Below are 19,123 nucleotides of genomic sequence, written 5' to 3' on the forward strand. Positions count from 1 at the left end.
CAGCCAAAATTTATTTTTAAATACGGTAAATTTTCCGGATCTTTTGTTGATTTCTACAAATTTCGTCGTCTATGAATGTTCAAAGGTTAATGGTCACTAACACAATGCGCTTATCCAATAGTTATCCACAAAATGGGGCAATTCTATCCCTTGCAAAACAGCGCAGACCACACTATCTTGTGATCTGCAATTTAAACAACACCAGATATTGTGGCTAAATGTTATTCAATTAGATCACCCTGGCGTTTAATAATAATAATTACATAAAGAATACCTTTGTCTTTACAACTATAATTTCCCAAGGAATACAGGCAAAACTATGAACCAACAGCTATCTGTAAGCAAACGTGACGGCCGTAAAGAGTCACTTGATCTAGATAAGATCCATCGCGTGATCGCTTGGGCCGCAGAAGGTCTAGAGAATGTGTCTGTCTCACAAGTTGAATTAAAATCACATATTCAATTTTATGACGGCATTCGTACCGATGACATTCATGAAACAATCATCAAAGCTGCAGCTGATCAGATCTCTAAAGATACGCCTGATTACCAATACCTCGCTGCTCGCTTAGCTGTATTCCATTTACGTAAAAAAGCGTACGGTCAATTTGAGCCACCACGCTTATACGATCACATCACTAAATTAGTTGAAGACAAGCGTTATGATCAACACCTACTTGTTGATTATACCGAGCAAGAAATTGACGAGTTAGATGCTTACATCGATCACAACCGTGACTTAAACTTCAGCTACGCTGCTGTTAAGCAACTTGAAGGTAAGTATTTAGTTCAAAACCGTGTTACTGGTGAAATCTACGAAAGTGCACAGTTTTTATATATCTTAGTGGCTGCAAGCTTATTCTCTGATTATCCAAAAGAGACACGTCTTGATTACATCAAGCGTTTTTATGATGCAGTATCTACATTCAAAATTTCATTACCTACACCTATCATGGCAGGTGTACGTACTCCTACACGTCAGTTCAGCTCATGTGTACTTATTGAATGTGGTGATAGCCTAGATTCTATTAATGCAACATCGTCTGCGATTGTTAAATACGTTTCGCAACGTGCGGGTATTGGTATTAATGCCGGTCGCATCCGTGCGCTTGGTAGCCCTATTCGCAACGGCGAAGCGTACCACACAGGTTGTATTCCGTTTTATAAGCACTTCCAAACAGCGGTTAAGAGCTGTTCACAAGGTGGTGTTCGTGGCGGCGCAGCAACGCTGTTCTACCCACTTTGGCACTTAGAAGTTGAAAACCTACTTGTTCTTAAGAACAACCGTGGTGTTGATGATAACCGTGTACGTCACCTTGACTACGGTGTGCAATTTAACAAATTAATGTATAGCCGTTTAATCAAAGACGATTACATCACATTATTTAGCCCTTCAGATGTACCGGGCCTATACGATGCTTTCTTTGAAGATCAAGCGAAGTTTGATGAGCTATACATCAAATATGAGCAAGACGAGTCAATTCGTAAAAAACGTATTAAGGCGATTGAGTTATTCTCAATGTTTGCACAAGAGCGTGCGAGCACAGGTCGTATCTACTTACAAAACGTTGACCACTGTAATACGCACAGCCCGTTCATCTCGACTGTGGCACCAATTCGTCAATCTAACTTATGTTTAGAAATTGCATTACCAACTAAGCCACTTAGCAATGTAATGGATGAAGAAGGTGAAATTGCACTTTGTACGTTGTCGGCGTTTAACTTAGGTGCAATTGAGTCACTTGACGAATTAGAAGAGCTTGCTGAACTTGCAGTACGTGCCCTTGATAACTTACTTGATTTCCAAGACTACCCTGTTCCTGCGGCGAAAAACGCGACTATGGGTCGTCGTACGCTAGGTATTGGTGTTATTAACTACGCATACTACTTAGCGAAAAATGGTAAGCGTTACTCAGATGGCAGCGCAAATGCCCTAACTCACAAAACATTTGAAGCAATTCAATATTACCTAATGAAAGCATCAAATGAGTTAGCGAAAGAACGTGGTGCGTGTCCTAAATTTAACGAGACAACGTATTCTCAAGGCATTATGCCAACAGATACTTACAAGCGTGACCTAGATCAGTTCTGTGAAGAGCCGCTTCACTTAGATTGGGACTCATTACGCGAAAGCATTAAAGAGCACGGTATGCGTAACTCTACGCTATCTGCCCTAATGCCTTCAGAGACATCATCGCAAATCTCTAACGCAACAAATGGTATTGAACCACCACGTGGTCATATCAGCGTTAAAGCAAGTAAAGATGGTATCTTAAAGCAAGTAGTTCCAGATTATGAAAATCTGAAAGATAACTACGAGCTACTGTGGGATATTCCTTCAAACGATGGTTACCTACAACTTGTTGGTATTATGCAAAAATTCGTTGACCAAACGATCTCTGCAAACACTAACTATGATCCATCTAAGTACGAAGGCGGTAAAGTACCTATGAAGGTGCTATTAAAAGACCTACTGACTGCGTATAAACTTGGTGTTAAAACTCTGTACTATCACAACACACGTGATGGTGCATCAGACTCTCAAGATGAGTTAACACCAGAGGTAGAAGATGACGGTTGTGCAGGCGGCGCTTGTAAAATCTAATTAAATTAATAACATAACAAAAGCGGGCTCATTAGCCCGCTTTGTCCTGACTGTTTTTTGAGAAATCACTATGTCATATACAACTTTTAGCCGAAATCATAATAACCAATTACAAGAACCGATGTTTTTCGGCCAAACGGTAAACGTGTCACGTTACGACCAACAAAAGTACCCTATCTTCGAAAAGCTAATTGAAAAGCAACTTTCGTTCTTTTGGCGTCCTGAAGAAGTTGATGTAAGTAAAGACCGTCTTGACTTCCAAGCGTTACCAGAGCACGAAAAGCACATCTTTTTAAGCAACTTAAAATATCAAACGCTACTTGATAGTGTGCAAGGTCGTTCGCCTAACGTTGCGTTACTACCTATTGTGTCTATTCCTGAGCTAGAAACGTGGATTGAAACATGGGCGTTCAGTGAAACCATTCACAGCCGTTCATACACACACATTATCCGTAACGTTACGCAATCTCCTGAACTTATCTTTGACGATATCGTAAGCAACGAGAAAATCAGTGAGCGTGCTGATGCGGTAACTAAGTACTACGATGATTTAATCAGCATCATTTCTGTTTACAACCTATACGGTGAAGGTAAACATGTGATCAACGGTGAAGAAGTTAAAATCAGCTTATTTGACCTTAAAAAGCAACTTTACCTAGCAATGATGTCGGTTAACATCCTAGAAGCGATTCGTTTCTATGTAAGCTTTGCTTGTTCATTTGCTTTCGCTGAGCGTGAATTAATGGAAGGTAATGCAAAAATCATCAAGCTAATCGCCCGTGATGAAGCGTTACACTTATCTGGTACACAGCACATCTTGAACATTATGCAAGAAGGTAAAGACGACCCAGAAATGGCAATCGTTGCAGCACAATGCCGTGAAGAAGCGATCCAGATGTTTAAAGAGGCCGCTGAACAAGAAAAAGATTGGGCTGAGTATCTATTTAAAGATGGTTCTATGATTGGTCTTAACAAAGATATCTTATGCCAATACGTTGAATACATTACAAATGCACGTATGACTGCGGTAGGCCTACCTGCACAGTTCGAAAGTAAGAGTAACCCTATTCCGTGGATCAACTCTTGGTTAGTATCTGACAATGTTCAGGTTGCGCCGCAAGAAGCTGAAATTAGCTCTTACCTTGTTGGTCAAATTGACTCTCAAGTTGATGCATCTGACTTTGGTGACTTCGACCTGTAATGAGCTCAAACAACACTGCAGAGGTTATCCTTGCAGGAACAGACAGCCAGAATCTTGAATTTGATTCTGGCTGTTCATCTCTCCTTGAATGCCTAGAACAAAATAAAATAGATGTCCCCTACCAATGCCGTGAAGGTTATTGTGGCGCTTGCCGTGCAAAATTAGTCGAAGGTGATGTGAGCTACAATCAAGAGCCGCTTGCGTTCGTTCGTACAGGCGAAGTATTGCTATGTTGTAGTAAACCCAATGGAAAGATAAAAATTGAGCTTTAATGCCAAATAAGCTCACTGGTTTGGTAGAAATTTTCTTTATCTGACACACTCACCATTTGCTGATCAATCGTAACATCCCACTGTAAGTTTTTAGTTAGATGACTCGCTAACTGCTCAATGAAATTGTTATCAAACGCAATTAAATGACCATTATTGATAAGCTCTAACTGGTGTTCATTTTCTTTAAGCCAATCGTTATTTAAAGTTGTCACGACCCATAGCTCATCAACCCGCTTTGCAATTTTGTTGAGCTGTAAAATATCCGGTTGGTCAACAGCAAGCCATGTTTGATAATGGTCATCAAGCGCTTTTATTGATACATCTGGTTCAGCATGACTGAACCTTGCATTCAATATGGCTGTTTCGTTGTGTGAAAATAAGCAATAACTTAAAAGCTTAAGTACAAAGTGTTGATAGCTTTCACGACGGTCACAAGCAGTGGTAAACACCTCTTTGTGATTACGGTGCTCTCTTAAATCAGCAATGGTAAAATTTGCTTTGAATACCCTATTTTTATCAGGCATAAGATTTGGCCATCTCAGTGTAACAGTCTAAGTATAGTGTATGGTGTTAAAATCGCGACTTAAGGTAAAGTTATAGTATAACGTTATTGCAGTTAAAAAATTGTAGTGTTATATTATATCACCACACTCAACAACAAACTTAGAAGTAGTAATGATGAAACAAGTTTCAATTCTTTCTAGTGCTGTTGCCGCTGCGCTGTTTTCTCAATCAACAATGGCTGCTGTGATCACAGGTCAAGTATTAGATAAAAACCAACAACCTATCAGCAATGCTGAAATACATGTACACGGCAAATCACAAAGCGTTGTCACTGACAAACAAGGTCAGTTTAAAATTGATGTAGACAATAAAGGTCAGCTTCACATCAGTAAAAACAATTTCATCGATAAGCGTGTTGCTATTAATGGCGAAGACCAAAATGTTGTGGTAACGCTTACACCAACATCAGTTGAAACTGTTGTTGTTTATGCATCAGCACTTCATAAAAATAGTCTTGAAATGATTTCGCCTGTGAATGTTTTAGCCGGTGATGAGTTAAAAGACAAAGCAAAACCGACTTTAGGCGAAACACTAAAAGGTTTACCGGGCGTTAATGCAAGCTACTTTGGCCCAGTTTCATCAAGCCCGATTATTCGTGGTTTAGATGGTCCGCGTGTGAAGATCACCCAAAATGGTCTTGATAGCAGTGATGCATCTCGTATCGGCCCTGACCACGCAACATCAAATGACAGCCTAGCAGCAGAGCAAATCGAAGTACTTCGCGGCCCTGCTACCCTACTTTATGGCTCTGGTGCTATCGGTGGTGTGGTGAACGTTGTTGATAACCGTATTCCTACCGATAACATCGAGTCTTTAACCGGTGCTGCACAATACACACACGATACAGTATCAAATACAAACACTTATGCTGCAAAACTTGAAACCGGTAATGATGGTTTCAACTTCCATTTTGATGGTACAAAGCGCAAAGGTCACGATTACGACACGCCAAACTTTGAGCTTCCTGAGGAACATGAAGAGCACGAGGAGCATGAAGGTGAAGAGCATGAAGAACACGAAACAGCTAACAGCGTAGAAAACACCTTTATCGATAGCCAAACAGTTAACTTTGGTACTAGTTACGTAGGCGATCACCTAACGCTAGGTGTGTCATTCGGCCGCATCGAAACAGATTACGGTATTCCTGCTCATGAGCATCATCATCATGAAGAAGAGGAAGATCATGATGAGCATGAAGGTGAAGAAGAGCACGAAGAATCAGTATTTGCACAGCTAGAGCAAGACCGCTGGCAAGGTTACATGAGCTATGCACTTCATGATAACTGGATTGAAAATATCTCACTACGCGTTGGCTACACAGACTACAAACACGCTGAAATTGAAGATGGTGCAGTGGGCACGGTGTTTACAAACAAAACAACCGAAGCACGTGCAACTGTTGAGCACAAGTTAGGCCTTTGGCACGGTATGGCTGGTTATCACTACACTGAGTCTGACTATGATGCAGATGGTGAAGAAGCCTTTACGCCAGCAAGTGTTACTAAAACAAACGCGTTATTCGTTCTTGAAGAACGCCAGTTTGGTGATGTGACCGTTGAGCTAGGTGCACGCCTTGAAGATTACCAAATCGACTCTGCTGTAAGCATGGCTGAGCATCATCATGATCACGATCATGAAGAGGAAGAAGAGCACCATGACGAAGAAGAAGCTGAAATCATTAACTACAGTGAAGATTTCACAAACTTAAGCTTATCTGCAGGTGCAATTTGGCAATATCAAGAAGGCCAAAGTGTTGCTTTAAGTGTATCTCGTTCAGAACGTGCGCCGCTAAGTGCTGAATTACTTTCAAACGGTATTCATATCGCAACAGGTACTTACGAGCTAGGCCTTGGTTATCATATTGAAGATGGCGAAATTCATTTTGAGCCAGAAGATATCGAGCAAGAAACTGCAACGAACTTTGATTTAAGTTTCCGTCGTTTTATTGGTGACTTTGGTTACACAATTAACTTCTTCTATAACGACATTGAAAACTACTACTACCAGCAAAATACCGGTTTAGTTTTTGATGAAGAGCATGGCTTAGAATCAGCAGCAGATGCAGATGAAGATGCAATGGCGGTTTACCAATTCACAAGTAAAGATGCGAAATTATACGGTATTGAATTTGACGTACATTATCAAGTGACGCCAAGTGCGCTAGTTAAAGTGTTTGGTGATTCAACAACGGCTAAGCTAAAAGATGATGAAGGTTACTTGCCTCGTATCCCTGCTAATAAACTGGGTTCTGAGTTACAGTACACAGTGTCTGATTGGAAGTTTAGCCTAACCGGTACTCATTATTTTGAGCAATCTGACATCACTGCTTACGAGACAAAAACTGACGGTTATACCCTGTTTGATGCATCAGCTAACTACCAACTTGACTTAGGACCTGTTGATACACAGCTTTACATCAATGTTGACAACTTAACCGATGAACTTGGTTTCGTACACAGCTCATTCATCAAAGAAAAAGCACCACTACCTGGTCGTAACTTCAGCTTGGGTATTCGCGGTTATTTCTAATCGCTTTTAATAGTTATAAAAAAACCCTTTCACTTTTAAAGTGAAAGGGTTTTTTATTAGTATAGAAACTAAATAAAATTAGCTATTAGCCCTTTTGTTCAATCTTTGCCCATGAATCACGAAGACCCACAGTTTGATTGAATACTAATGTTTCTGCTTTGCTATCACGACAGAAGTAACCTGTACGCTCAAACTGGAAGCCCTGCTCTGCTTGTGCATTTGCAAGTGATGGCTCAACTTTCGCATTTTCAAGAACCACAAGTGATTCAGGGTTTAGTGTTGCGTTAAAGTCTTCTGCTGCCGCTGGGTTTGGCACGTTAAATAAACGGTCGTATAAACGAACTTCAGCTGTGATAGATTCACTCGCTGATACCCAGTGAATTACACCTTTAACCTTACGGCCATCACTTGGGTTTTTACCGAGAGTTTCAGGATCATAAGAGCAGAAGATAGTCGTAATTTCGCCGTTTTCGTCTTTTTCAACGCGCTCAGCTTTAATTACATAAGCACCACGTAAACGTACTTCTTTATCAAGAACTAAACGCTTAAACTTGTTGTTTGCTTCTTCACGGAAGTCTTCACGCTCGATATAAAGTTCACGAGTGAAAGGTACGTCACGGCGACCCATCTCTTCTTTATTCGGGTGATTAGCAACAGATAACGTCTCTACTTTATCTGCGTCATAGTTTTCGATAACAATCTTAACAGGATCAAGAACAGCCATCGCACGAGGTGCATGCTCATTTAGGTCTTCACGGATACAGGCTTCTAGCATACCCATTTCAACCATGTTCTCTTGTTTAGTGATACCGATACGAGAACAGAACTCACGTACTGATGCAGGTGTATAACCACGACGACGTAAACCAGCAATCGTTGGCATACGTGGGTCGTCCCAGCCTTCAACATGACCATTTACCACTAAGTCGTTTAATTTACGCTTAGACATAATGGTGTACTCAAGATTTAATCGTGAGAACTCGATTTGTTGCGGATGACACTCAAGGCTGATGTTATCTAATACCCAATCGTATAAGCGACGGTTATCTTGGAACTCAAGCGTACATAATGAATGTGTAATACCTTCTAGCGCATCTGAAATACAGTGCGTGAAGTCGTACATTGGGTAAATGCACCACTTGTCACCTGTTTGGTGGTGATGAGCAAAACGTACACGGTAAATAATCGGATCACGCAGTACCATGAATGAGCTTGCCATATCGATTTTAGCACGCAGTACACACTCACCTTCTTTGAATTCACCATTACGCATTTTTTCGAATAACGCTAGGTTTTCTTCAACTGGCGTATCACGGTATGGGCTGTTTTTACCTGGCTCTTTTAAAGTACCACGGTATTCACGGGCTTGATCTGGCGATAAGAAACACACATATGCTAGGTCTTTTTCGATAAGCTCAACAGCATAGCCATATAACGCATCGAAATAGTTAGATGAATATTTAATTTCACCATCCCACTGGAAACCTAACCACTGCACATCTTCTTTAATCGAGTTTACGTAGTTGATGTCTTCTTTTTCTGGATTCGTATCATCAAAACGTAAGTTACAAAGACCTTGATAATCTTGGGCGATACCAAAATTCAAACAAATAGACTTTGCATGACCAATGTGTAAAAAACCGTTTGGTTCTGGTGGAAAACGCGTGTGTGTAGTCGCATGCTTACCGCTTGCTAGATCTTCGTCGATACGCGTTCTAATAAAGTTACTTGGGCGATTCTCAATTTCCGCCATAGGAGCATAATCCTCTGAATATTGCATGGTGACAAAACTAATGCATTATTACAAAAACAAACCCTAACATACAGTGGTTGCTTCATGTTTATTGAAGATATTACGTCGATTGTTGAATACATAGTTCACAGACTCGACAAAATCGGTAAAAAAATTGTTCTAACGCAATAAAATGATCATTGACTAGCGATATAGTGCCGTCAGTTTCACTACCAATAAGGAAAAAAGATGGCTTCGCTCAATCAACATCGAGTCTATATTCCAAGCTCAGCACGTGCAAACCAGTATGTGTTAGTTGAATTTAAACCTACTGATGAGTTTTTTGCCCAGTTCACCAATGTGAGCTGTGCTTATAAGCGTCTTGCAAGGGAGTTATTTGCACTATGTGATGAGTATGAATTACATAATGTACACCTAATCGCCAACGATAAACTGCCAGTGGTCCGTTACCATGATGAGGCATATAGCTTAGAAACCGCTAAGCAAATTTTGTTTTTCTATAACCCACAATACCATGAAGCACATAATGTATTTGCTGATGGTGAGCAAAAATGCAAAAAAATTCGTTTATTATTCTTAGCAACAGGTGAAGATATTCGCGCTTATGCGGCTAGTTTTCATCATAATGTGCAAAGAGTGATCAACTCGCTACAAGAAAAACTACTAAGCGGCCAACCACCTCTTAAAATTCGTGACCACCAACATCTAACATATGATTTATTTGCTAAAGCAAAAGGTCACAAAGAAAGCTATGGCTATAAATTACGTAGCTTATATCCACGTTACCAGTCTCGCCAATGTCATTTACCAAATGAACACAGTGAGATGACATACGCTGGGTTTTCGATTCCAGTAACTCGCGCCATTAAAACGCAATTTCAGCATATGTTGAATGAAGAGAATTATACGCAGTTTTATCAATATATCTTTGATGCGTTCAAACGAGCATGTGATAAACGCGGATTAACACTCGGCGCTTTCATCGCTAACGGTACCCGCCCTATTGTTCGTAATAGCAATATTGATAACGCACAAAGTAACAGCGAACTGCAAAAGCTGACCTTTGATTGCAGCTCTGAGCAGGTGCAATTACAACAGTATTGGGATGCAGATCAACTTGTAGATTCACTCCATTTTGTGATTGCCGCAGCCGGTAAAGACAAGCATGACATTGGTTATGGTAAGTTTATGAATCAAGTGCAAAATGCGATAAATGAAGTTACTGACGAGCTGGCATTTAATCCAACTCGCCAAGATTTACGCGTGCGTTTTTATCAGCACATTAACTATCAATATTAAAAGTATAAGAGGTGATGCGCATGCGTCACCTCTTATTTCCTAGCTTAGTTAAATCTAGACGTAATACTTTAGAGCGGCGTTCATGGTTATAAAGCGCTTTTTTCTTCGCAGGTAGTTCATCAACTGTCACTATTTCAAAGCTTTGCTCTAAAAACCAGTGAATGCTGCGTGTAGTGAGTGCAAATAAATGCGAATAACCCGCACGTTTAGCCTTATTAATAATAAACCTCAGTAGATAACTGCCGCGATCGGCATCTCGGTACTGAGGGTGAACAGCCAAACTTGCAAACTCCCCTACTTGTTCATCAGCAAACGGATACAAAGCCGCACACGCTATAATAAGACCATCACGCTCAATAACCGTAAATTGTTCAATTTCGATTTCTAGCTGTTCACGAGAACGGCGCACCAAATAGCCTTGCTGTTCAAGGGGTCTTATAAGGTTAATGATTCCGGTAATATCAGCAATACTTGCACTTCGTAATTGCTCAGAGCTTTGTGGTGCGATTTGTGTACCAATACCATCTAAAGAGAACAGCTCTTGTAATAAGGCGCCATCTTCTTTGTAACTAACAAGATGGCAACGATGTACGCCACCTCGACAAGCATCAATTGCAGCTTGTAAGAATACGGTTGCGCTTACACATGAGTCAGGTTGCTTGCGATAGTTTACTAGTAGCTGCTCAGCTTCATTTGGCATTAGCTCTGCAATCGCCTCACCATTTTCATCCAAAATACCGGCTTCTTTACAAAAGCCAAGCATTTTATCGGCGCGTAGTTTGAGAGCTACTTGCGTAGCAATTTCTTCAGCAGTTAAGTTAAAACTTTCACCTGTGACAGATGCCGCTATTGGCCCAAGCAGAACAATTCCGTTGTTATCTAACTGGTGGCGAATACCCGCAACATCGATACGTCTCACTCTACCTGAATGATGATAGTCCACACCTTCATCAACACCTAAAGGCTGAGCAATAACAAAATTACCACTCACCACATTTAAAAATGAGCCCGACATAGGTGTACTACTTAAAGACGTAGATAAACGCGCCGTTATATCGAACTGCATCGCACCCGCTACTTTTTTGATCACATCAAATGTTGCGTTATCAGTTACCCGTATCTCATTATGAAACTGACTAGTTATGCCAACTTGTTCAAGCGCTGCGTTAAACTGTGGGCGAGCACCAAACACTAAAACAATCTTAATACCAAGACTAGTTAATAGCGCGACATCGTTGATGATGCTGCGACAACCAGACTGATCGATCGCCTCTCCGCCAAGCATAACAACGAATGTTTTACCGCGGTGAGCATTAACGTATGGGGTTGACTGGCGAAATCCATCTACCAATTCTGTGGTACGCACGTAATATTTACCTTATTAAAGTCGAATGTTTTAATAAAAACAGATATACAAGCCACAAGTGTAGAGAATTTATATTCACAAATAAAGCATTATTATTCTTAATTTGTGATTGGAATTTTCTTGTAGGGAACAAAAAAGTGATAGATACAAAAAAGGCCCGCAAAAGCGAGCCTTTTTAAGAGATTAAAACTGATTACCAGCCTGTTTTCTCTTTAAGTGCAGCACCGATGTCAGCTAGTGAACGTACAGTTTTTACGCCAGCAGCTTCTAATGCAGCAAATTTCTCATCAGCAGTACCTTTACCGCCTGCGATGATTGCACCAGCGTGACCCATACGCTTACCTGGAGGTGCAGTAACACCCGCAATGTAAGAAACAACTGGTTTAGTCACGTTGTGCTTGATGTATTCTGCAGCTTCTTCTTCTGCAGTACCACCGATTTCACCGATCATAACGATAGCTTCAGTTTGCTCGTCTTTTTCGAACATTTCTAAAACGTCGATGAAGTTAGTGCCAGGGATTGGGTCACCACCGATACCAACACATGTTGATTGGCCGAAACCAGCGTCAGTAGTTTGCTTAACCGCTTCGTAAGTAAGAGTACCAGAACGTGATACGATACCTACTTTACCAGGCTTGTGGATGTGACCAGGCATGATACCGATCTTAGTTTCACCCGGAGTGATAACACCTGGGCAGTTAGGACCGATCATACGAACACCAGTTTGATCAAGCTTAACTTTAACGTCAACCATGTCTAGTGTTGGGATACCTTCAGTGATACAAACGATTAGCTCGATGCCAGCATCGATAGCTTCTAAGATTGCATCTTTACAGAAAGGTGCTGGTACGTAGATAACTGATGCAGTTGCGCCAGTTGCTTCAACAGCGTCACGTACAGTGTTGAATACTGGAAGACCAAGGTGCGTTTGACCGCCTTTACCTGGGCTTACACCACCAACCATTTGTGTACCGTACTCAAGCGCTTGCTCAGAGTGGAAAGTACCTTGGCCACCTGTGAAACCTTGACAGATAACTTTTGTATCTTTATTGATTAATACAGACATTATTTGCCCTCCGCAGCAGCAACAACTTTTTCAGCTGCGTCTGTTAGTGATTCAGCAGCGATGATGTTAAGGTCAGACTTAGCTAGTACTTCACGACCAAGTTCAGCGTTAGTACCTTCTAAACGTACTACTACAGGAACGTTAACACCTACTTCTTTAACTGCGCCGATGATACCTTCTGCGATCATGTCACAACGTACGATACCACCAAAGATGTTAACTAAAACAGCTTTAACGTTGTCGTCAGATAAGATGATCTTGAATGCTTCAGATACACGCTCTTTAGTTGCACCGCCACCAACATCTAGGAAGTTAGCTGGCTTGCCACCGTGTAGGTTTACGATGTCCATAGTACCCATTGCTAGGCCTGCACCGTTAACCATACAACCAACGTTACCGTCTAGTGCAACGTAGTTAAGCTCGAAGCTTGCAGCGTGAGCTTCACGCGCATCTTCTTGTGAAGGATCGTGCATTTCACGGATTTTAGGTTGACGGTAAAGCGCGTTACCATCTACACCGATTTTACCGTCTAGACAGTGAAGGTTACCTTCGTCTGTGATTACTAGCGGGTTGATTTCTAATAGAGCGAAATCGAAATCGTTGAACATGTTAGCAAGACCCATGAAGATCTTAACGAACTGTTTCATTTGAGTAGGGTTTAAACCTAGTTTGAAGCCTAACTCACGAGCTTGGTAAGCTTGAGGACCAACTAGTGGATCGATCTCAGCTTTGTGAATTAGTTCTGGAGTTTCTTCTGCAACTTGCTCGATTTCAACACCACCTTCAGTAGATGCCATGAAAACAACTTTACGAGAAGCACGATCTACTACAGCGCCAAGGTATAATTCGTTAGCGATGTCAGTGCAGCTTTCAACAAGAATTTTTGATACTGGCTGACCATTTTCGTCTGTTTGGTAAGTAACTAAGTTTTTACCTAACCAGTTCGCAGCGAACTCTTTAACTTCGTCAGTTGTTTTAACTAGCTTAACACCGCCAGCTTTACCACGGCCACCTGCGTGAACCTGTGTTTTAACAACCCACATATCACCGCCGATTTTCTCAGCAGCTGCTGCAGCTTCTTCAGGTGTATCGCAAGCGAAACCTTGAGAAACTGGTAAACCATATTCGGCAAAAAGTTGTTTTGCCTGATACTCATGCAAATTCATGATGCTTTATCCAATTTTTTATACTAAAAGAGCTGAATATTTATGCAAAATAAACAGCTATCCCAAATTGCGCACTTAGTATAAATCCCAAGGCTCCACATGAAAACCCCAGTTAGACCAAAGGCGCAAAAAAAAAGCTGTGAACGAGGTTCACAGCTTAGTTTTCATACAACCAGATTAAACATCTAGTAGTAAACGAGTCGGATCTTCAAGTAACTCTTTAATTGTTACTAAGAAACCTACTGATTCTTTACCATCGATTTGGCGGTGATCATAAGATAACGCTAAGTACATCATTGGTAAGATTTCAACTTTACCATTTACAGCCATAGGACGCTCTTGGATTTTGTGCATACCTAAAATTGAAGACTGTGGTAAGTTGATGATTGGTGTAGATAGTAATGAACCGAATACACCACCATTAGTGATAGTGAAGTTACCACCTGTCATGTCATCAATTGATAATTTACCGTCACGACCTTTAAGCGCTAGCTCACGGATACCTTTTTCGATTTCAGCAACTGATAGCTTGTCACAGTCTTTAAGTACTGGTGTAACAAGACCACGTGGTGTAGAAACCGCGATGCTGATGTCGAAGTAGTTGTGATAAACAATGTCATCACCGTCGATAGACGCATTTACTTCAGGGAAACGCTTAAGTGCTTCAGTAACTGCTTTCACGTAGAAAGACATGAAACCTAAACGGATACCGTGACGCTTTTCGAATACTTCTTGGTACTGCTTACGAAGGTCCATGATTGGCTTCATGTTAACTTCGTTGAACGTCGTTAACATTGCAGTTGAGTTTTTCGCTTCAAGAAGACGATTAGCGATTGTTTTACGTAAACGAGTCATAGGAACACGTTTTTGCGTACGGTCACCCATAGGTGCTGCTGGCGCTGCTGCTTCCGCTTTAGGCGCTGCTGCCGGTGCTTTTAAGAATGTATCAACATCTTCTTTAGTTACACGGCCATTTTTGCCAGTACCTTTGATTTTTGATGCATCAAGGCCTTTCTCAGCGATTAAACGACGAACTGACGGCGTTAATACGTCAGAGCTATCATTTGAATCGCTTGCTGGTGCTGCTTCAGCTTTAGGAGCTGCTGCCGGTGCTGCACCCGCTTTAACTGTACCAATTACTTGCTCACCAAGTACTGTTTCGCCTTCAGCGTGAATGTGCTCACCCATGATACCGTCTTCTTGAGCAACAACTTCAAGAACAACTTTATCAGTTTCGATGTCAACAAGGTTTTGGTCGCGCGTTACCGCTTCACCTGGTTGAACGTGCCAAGTAGCAATTGTCGCGTCTGCGACTGATTCTGGAAGTACAGGTACTTTAATGTCCACTTCTTTACCTTCTGATGCTGGTGCTGATTGCGCCGCTGGCGCGTCTTCTGATTGAGCTGGTGCTGATTCGTCACTTGCTGGTGCAGCATCTGCATCACCAAGTAATGCAATTACTTGTTCGCCAAGTACCGTTGCACCTTCTTCTTGTGAAATTTCAGTAATTACACCGTCATTTGGTGCAACAACTTCTAAAACAACTTTATCTGTTTCGATATCTACTAAGTTTTGGTCGCGGCTTACTTTGTCGCCAACAGTTACGTGCCATGTTGCAACAGTAGCATCAGCAACCGACTCAGGAAGTACAGGAACTTTAATTTCTGTGCTCATTGCTTATCCTTTCTTTTCAATAGTAAGCGCATCTGCAACGAGCGCTTGTTGTTCTTTATTATGCACTGACATGTAACCACACGCTGGTGATGCTGATGCTTTACGACCTGCGTAAGTTAATTTAGCACCGGCTGGGATTGCATCAACAAAGTGGTGTTGAGAACAATACCATGCACCTTGGTTTTGTGGCTCTTCTTGACACCAAACAAAATCTTTAACGTGTTGGTAACGCTGCATGATTGTATCCATCTCAGCGTGTGGGAATGGATATAATTGTTCTACACGAACAATAGCAATGTTATTTAATTCTTGCTTACGACGCTCTTGTAGTAGCTCGTAGTAAACTTTACCGCTACAGAATACAACGCGTTCTACTTTATCTGCAGCAATATCATCGATTTCATCGATCATATTGTGGAATACACCTTCAGATAACTCTTCAAGTGTAGATGTTGCCAACGGGTGACGAAGTAGCGACTTAGGCGTCATAACAATCAATGGACGACGAAGTGGACGTACTGATTGACGACGAAGCATTGCATAAACTTGCGCAGGTGTTGAAGGAACACATACTTGCATGTTGTGATCAGCACACAACTGTAAGAAACGCTCTAAACGTGCCGAGCTATGCTCAGGACCTTGACCTTCATAACCGTGTGGAAGTAAACATGTAAGACCACATAAACGGCCCCACTTCTGCTCACCTGAACTTAAGAATTGGTCAAATACAACTTGTGCACCGTTAGCGAAGTCACCAAATTGTGCTTCCCACATTACAAGTGACGTAGGTTCAGCTGTTGCGTAACCATATTCAAATGCAAGTACCGCTTCTTCAGAAAGAACTGAGTCATACACTTCAAATGCACCTTGCTTTGCGCTGATATTTTGCAGCGGCAAGTATGTTGATGCATCTTTTTGGTTATGAACAACAGCATGACGGTGGAAGAATGTACCACGGCCTGAATCTTGACCGGTTAAACGGATATCTGTACCTGCATCAACAAGGGTTGCATAAGCAAGTGTTTCAGCCATACCCCAGTCAAGTGGTTTTTCACCTGTCGCCATTAGCTTACGGTCGTCGTAGATTTTCTTAACGCGCGACTGTGCTTTGTGGCTTTCTGGGAAGCTTGCTACTTTTTCGCCAAGCTCTTTTAACTTCTCAACCGATACTGTTGCATCGTACTCAACATCCCAATCGTGACCAACAAACTTAGCCCAATCAGAAGAGTGCGATGTTTCTAGTTGAATTTCTTCAACAACACAGTTGCCTTTGTCTAAACCGTTACGGTAATCATCAGCAAGTGCTTTTACTTCATTTTCTGAGAATGAACCTTCAGCAACTAATTGGTCTGCGTAAATTAGACGAGGTACTGGATGCTTTTTGATTTTTTGGTACATAAGTGGTTGAGTCGCGTTCGGCTCATCCGCTTCGTTATGACCATGACGGCGATAACATACTAAATCAATCACTACATCACGTTTAAACTGGTTTCTGAAATCAAGTGCGATTTGAGTAACAAATGCAACCGCTTCAGGATCGTCAGAGTTAACGTGGAAAATTGGTGCCTGAACCATTTTCGCAATATCAGTACAGTATGGTGTAGAACGTACATCAGACTGTTTAGACGTTGTAAAACCAACTTGGTTATTGACAACGATACGGATACTACCACCACAACTAAATGCATTAGTTTGCGATAAGTTAAATGTTTCTTGTACAACACCTTGACCTGCGATTGCAGAGTCACCGTGAATAGTAATTGGTAATGCTTTAATACCTGACTTATCACCTAGACGGTCTAGACGAGCACGTACCGAACCCATAACCACTGGGTTAACGATTTCTAAGTGAGACGGGTTAAATGCAAGTGCCATGTGCACGTTGCCACCGTTCGTTGCAAAGTCAGATGAATAACCCATGTGATATTTAACATCACCTGAGCCTAATGTGTCTTTGTGTTTACCAGCGAACTCATCGAATAATTCTGATGGGTTTTTACCTAAAACGTTCACTAGTACGTTCAAGCGACCGCGGTGAGCCATACCAATAACAGCTTCTTTTTGTCCGCTTTCACCTGCACGATGAATTAGTTCTTTAAGCATTGGTACTAATGCGTCACCACCTTCAAGTGAGAAACGTTTTGCACCAGGGAACTTAGCCCCTAAATATTTTTCAAGGCCATCTGCAGCTGTTAATCCTTTAAGGATACGTAGCTTTTCTTCTTTAGAGAACGTTGGACGTGATTGCACTGATTCTAAACGTTGTTGTAGCCAACGTTTTTCTTCAGTTGAAGTGATGTGCATATACTCAGCACCTACCGACCCACAATAAGTCGTTTTGAGTGCTTGATATAGCTCACCTAATGGCATGGTTTCGCGACCGACAGCAAACGAACCCACATTGAATTCACGGTCAAAATCAGCTTCAGATAAATCGTGGTACTCTAATTCTAGATCACGAACACGTTCGCGTTGCCAAATTCCTAATGGATCTAGGTTGGCATTTTGGTGACCACGGAAACGGAAAGCATTAATAAGTTGTAGCACCTTGACCTGTTTAGGATCGCCAGAACCACCCTCTGCTACCACTACTTCTCTATGCTTGTTTTTAGCAAGCTGTGCAAATTGTGAACGAACTTCTGAATGTTTAACGTCAACATCCACACCATCAACTTTTGGTAATTGTTCGAACACTTCTCGCCATTCTTCTGGCACAGAAGTCGCATCATCTAAGTACGCTTCATAAAGCTCTTCTACGTAAGCAACGTTACCGCCGTTTAAGTGAGAAGATTCTAGCCATGCCTTCATCACACCTTCGTGCATTTATAAGCCCTTTTCTTTAGCGCAGAAATTAATTGTTGTAAAAACAAGGTGGTTAATCACTTAACCACCTTACATATTCAAGCTTTAAACAGCGCGGTTTAAAAGCATTGATTTGATTTGTCCAATTGCTTTGGTCGGGTTAAGACCTTTTGGACACACGCTAACACAGTTCATGATACTGTGACAACGGAACACGCTGAACGCATCGTCAAGGTCAGCAAGACGCTCTTCAGTAGCTGTATCGCGGCTATCAGCCAAGAAACGATACGCATGAAGAAGACCCGCAGGACCGATGAACTTGTCTGGATTCCACCAGAACGAAGGACACGATGTTGAACAACATGCACATAAGATACACTCATATAAGCCATCTAACTTATCACGTTCTTCGATTGACTGAAGACGCTCACCCGCCGCAGGCGTGTCGTTGATTAGGTAAGGCTTAACTTTTTCGTATTGAGTGTAGAACTGACTCATGTCAATAACAAGGTCACGTACCACAGGTAAACCTGGTAAAGGACGAATTACGATTTTACCTTTGCCACCTTTTAGTAGCGTTGATAAAGGAGTAATACACGCTAAACCGTTTTTACCATTCATGTTGATACCGTCAGAACCACACACACCTTCACGGCATGAACGACGGAATGATAATGTTGGATCTTGCTCTTTTAATTGCATAAGCGCATCCAATACCATCATATCTTGGCCTTCTTGCGTTTCTAGCGAGAAGTCCTGCATACGTGGTGCATTATCAACATCTGGATTGTAACGATAAACCGAAAATTGTACTTGTGCCATCGTC

The 19,123-nt window shown here is 41.6% G+C and carries 13 protein-coding genes; 5 read left to right on the forward strand and 8 right to left on the reverse strand.

Features of this window, described 5'->3' with window-relative positions:
* Positions 1 to 319: 319 nt before the first annotated feature.
* From nrdA to yfaE, 3 genes are all read left to right on the forward strand, one after another.
* Positions 320 to 2,605 carry a class 1a ribonucleoside-diphosphate reductase subunit alpha gene (gene nrdA, locus HUS61_RS02285; protein ID WP_054561557.1) on the forward strand — a complete coding sequence of 762 codons (2,286 nt, stop codon included), beginning with the start codon at positions 320 to 322 and terminating at the stop codon, positions 2,603 to 2,605.
* 70 nt (positions 2,606 to 2,675) lie between these two features.
* Positions 2,676 to 3,806 carry a class Ia ribonucleoside-diphosphate reductase subunit beta gene (gene nrdB, locus HUS61_RS02290; RefSeq protein ID WP_175082003.1) on the forward strand — a complete coding sequence of 377 codons (1,131 nt, stop codon included), beginning with the start codon at positions 2,676 to 2,678 and terminating at the stop codon, positions 3,804 to 3,806.
* The gene (gene yfaE / locus HUS61_RS02295; protein WP_055021952.1) at positions 3,806 to 4,078 is read left to right on the forward strand and encodes a class I ribonucleotide reductase maintenance protein YfaE; all 273 of its coding nucleotides are present in this window, start codon (positions 3,806 to 3,808) and stop codon (positions 4,076 to 4,078) included. Before nrdB ends, yfaE begins: the two co-directional genes overlap by 1 nt.
* Here yfaE and HUS61_RS02300 read toward each other — a convergent pair.
* Entirely contained in the window at positions 4,075 to 4,602 is a 528-nt protein-coding gene (locus tag HUS61_RS02300; protein ID WP_175082004.1) for a YaeQ family protein, read from the reverse strand. The two genes, yfaE and HUS61_RS02300, sit on opposite strands and share 4 nt — an antisense overlap.
* Positions 4,603 to 4,756: 154 nt before the next feature.
* Here HUS61_RS02300 and HUS61_RS02305 point away from each other — a divergent pair, with 154 nt between their 5' ends.
* Complete coding sequence (locus HUS61_RS02305) at positions 4,757 to 7,171, forward strand: TonB-dependent receptor domain-containing protein (RefSeq protein WP_175082035.1); 2,415 nt, start codon at positions 4,757 to 4,759, stop codon at positions 7,169 to 7,171.
* Between the two features lie 85 nt (positions 7,172 to 7,256).
* On the opposite strand, the gene glnS is transcribed toward HUS61_RS02305, so the two are convergent.
* Positions 7,257 to 8,924, reverse strand: a complete 1,668-nt coding sequence (gene glnS, locus HUS61_RS02310; RefSeq protein ID WP_175082005.1) for a glutamine--tRNA ligase — start codon at positions 8,922 to 8,924, stop codon at positions 7,257 to 7,259.
* A gap of 228 nt (positions 8,925 to 9,152) precedes the next feature.
* Here glnS and HUS61_RS02315 point away from each other — a divergent pair, with 228 nt between their 5' ends.
* Entirely contained in the window at positions 9,153 to 10,223 is a 1,071-nt protein-coding gene (locus tag HUS61_RS02315) for a DUF3083 family protein (protein ID WP_175082006.1), read from the forward strand.
* Positions 10,224 to 10,248: 25 nt separating this feature from the next.
* Here the strand turns inward: HUS61_RS02315 and argA are convergent, their stop codons facing one another.
* From argA to HUS61_RS02345, 6 genes are all read right to left on the reverse strand, one after another.
* Positions 10,249 to 11,589 (reverse strand): amino-acid N-acetyltransferase, encoded by a 1,341-nt coding sequence (gene argA, locus HUS61_RS02320; RefSeq protein WP_054561564.1) that lies wholly within the window; start codon positions 11,587 to 11,589, stop codon positions 10,249 to 10,251.
* A gap of 193 nt (positions 11,590 to 11,782) precedes the next feature.
* A complete protein-coding gene (sucD, locus tag HUS61_RS02325; protein WP_175082007.1) occupies positions 11,783 to 12,655 on the reverse strand; it encodes a succinate--CoA ligase subunit alpha in 873 nt (290 codons plus the stop codon).
* Positions 12,655 to 13,821, reverse strand: coding sequence for an ADP-forming succinate--CoA ligase subunit beta (gene sucC / locus HUS61_RS02330; RefSeq protein WP_175082008.1), 1,167 nt, complete (start codon positions 13,819 to 13,821; stop codon positions 12,655 to 12,657). Before sucC ends, sucD begins: the two co-directional genes overlap by 1 nt.
* A 177-nt stretch (positions 13,822 to 13,998) precedes the next feature.
* A complete protein-coding gene (odhB, locus tag HUS61_RS02335; protein ID WP_175082009.1) occupies positions 13,999 to 15,495 on the reverse strand; it encodes a 2-oxoglutarate dehydrogenase complex dihydrolipoyllysine-residue succinyltransferase in 1,497 nt (498 codons plus the stop codon).
* 3 nt (positions 15,496 to 15,498) lie between these two features.
* A complete protein-coding gene (locus HUS61_RS02340; RefSeq protein ID WP_175082010.1) occupies positions 15,499 to 18,318 on the reverse strand; it encodes a 2-oxoglutarate dehydrogenase E1 component in 2,820 nt (939 codons plus the stop codon).
* A gap of 84 nt (positions 18,319 to 18,402) precedes the next feature.
* Complete coding sequence (locus tag HUS61_RS02345; protein ID WP_054551369.1) at positions 18,403 to 19,119, reverse strand: succinate dehydrogenase iron-sulfur subunit; 717 nt, start codon at positions 19,117 to 19,119, stop codon at positions 18,403 to 18,405.
* Positions 19,120 to 19,123 lie beyond the last annotated feature (4 nt).

The sequence above is a fragment of the Pseudoalteromonas sp. 0802 genome, assembly GCF_013350085.1.
Taxonomy (GTDB): Bacteria; Pseudomonadota; Gammaproteobacteria; order Enterobacterales; family Alteromonadaceae; genus Pseudoalteromonas.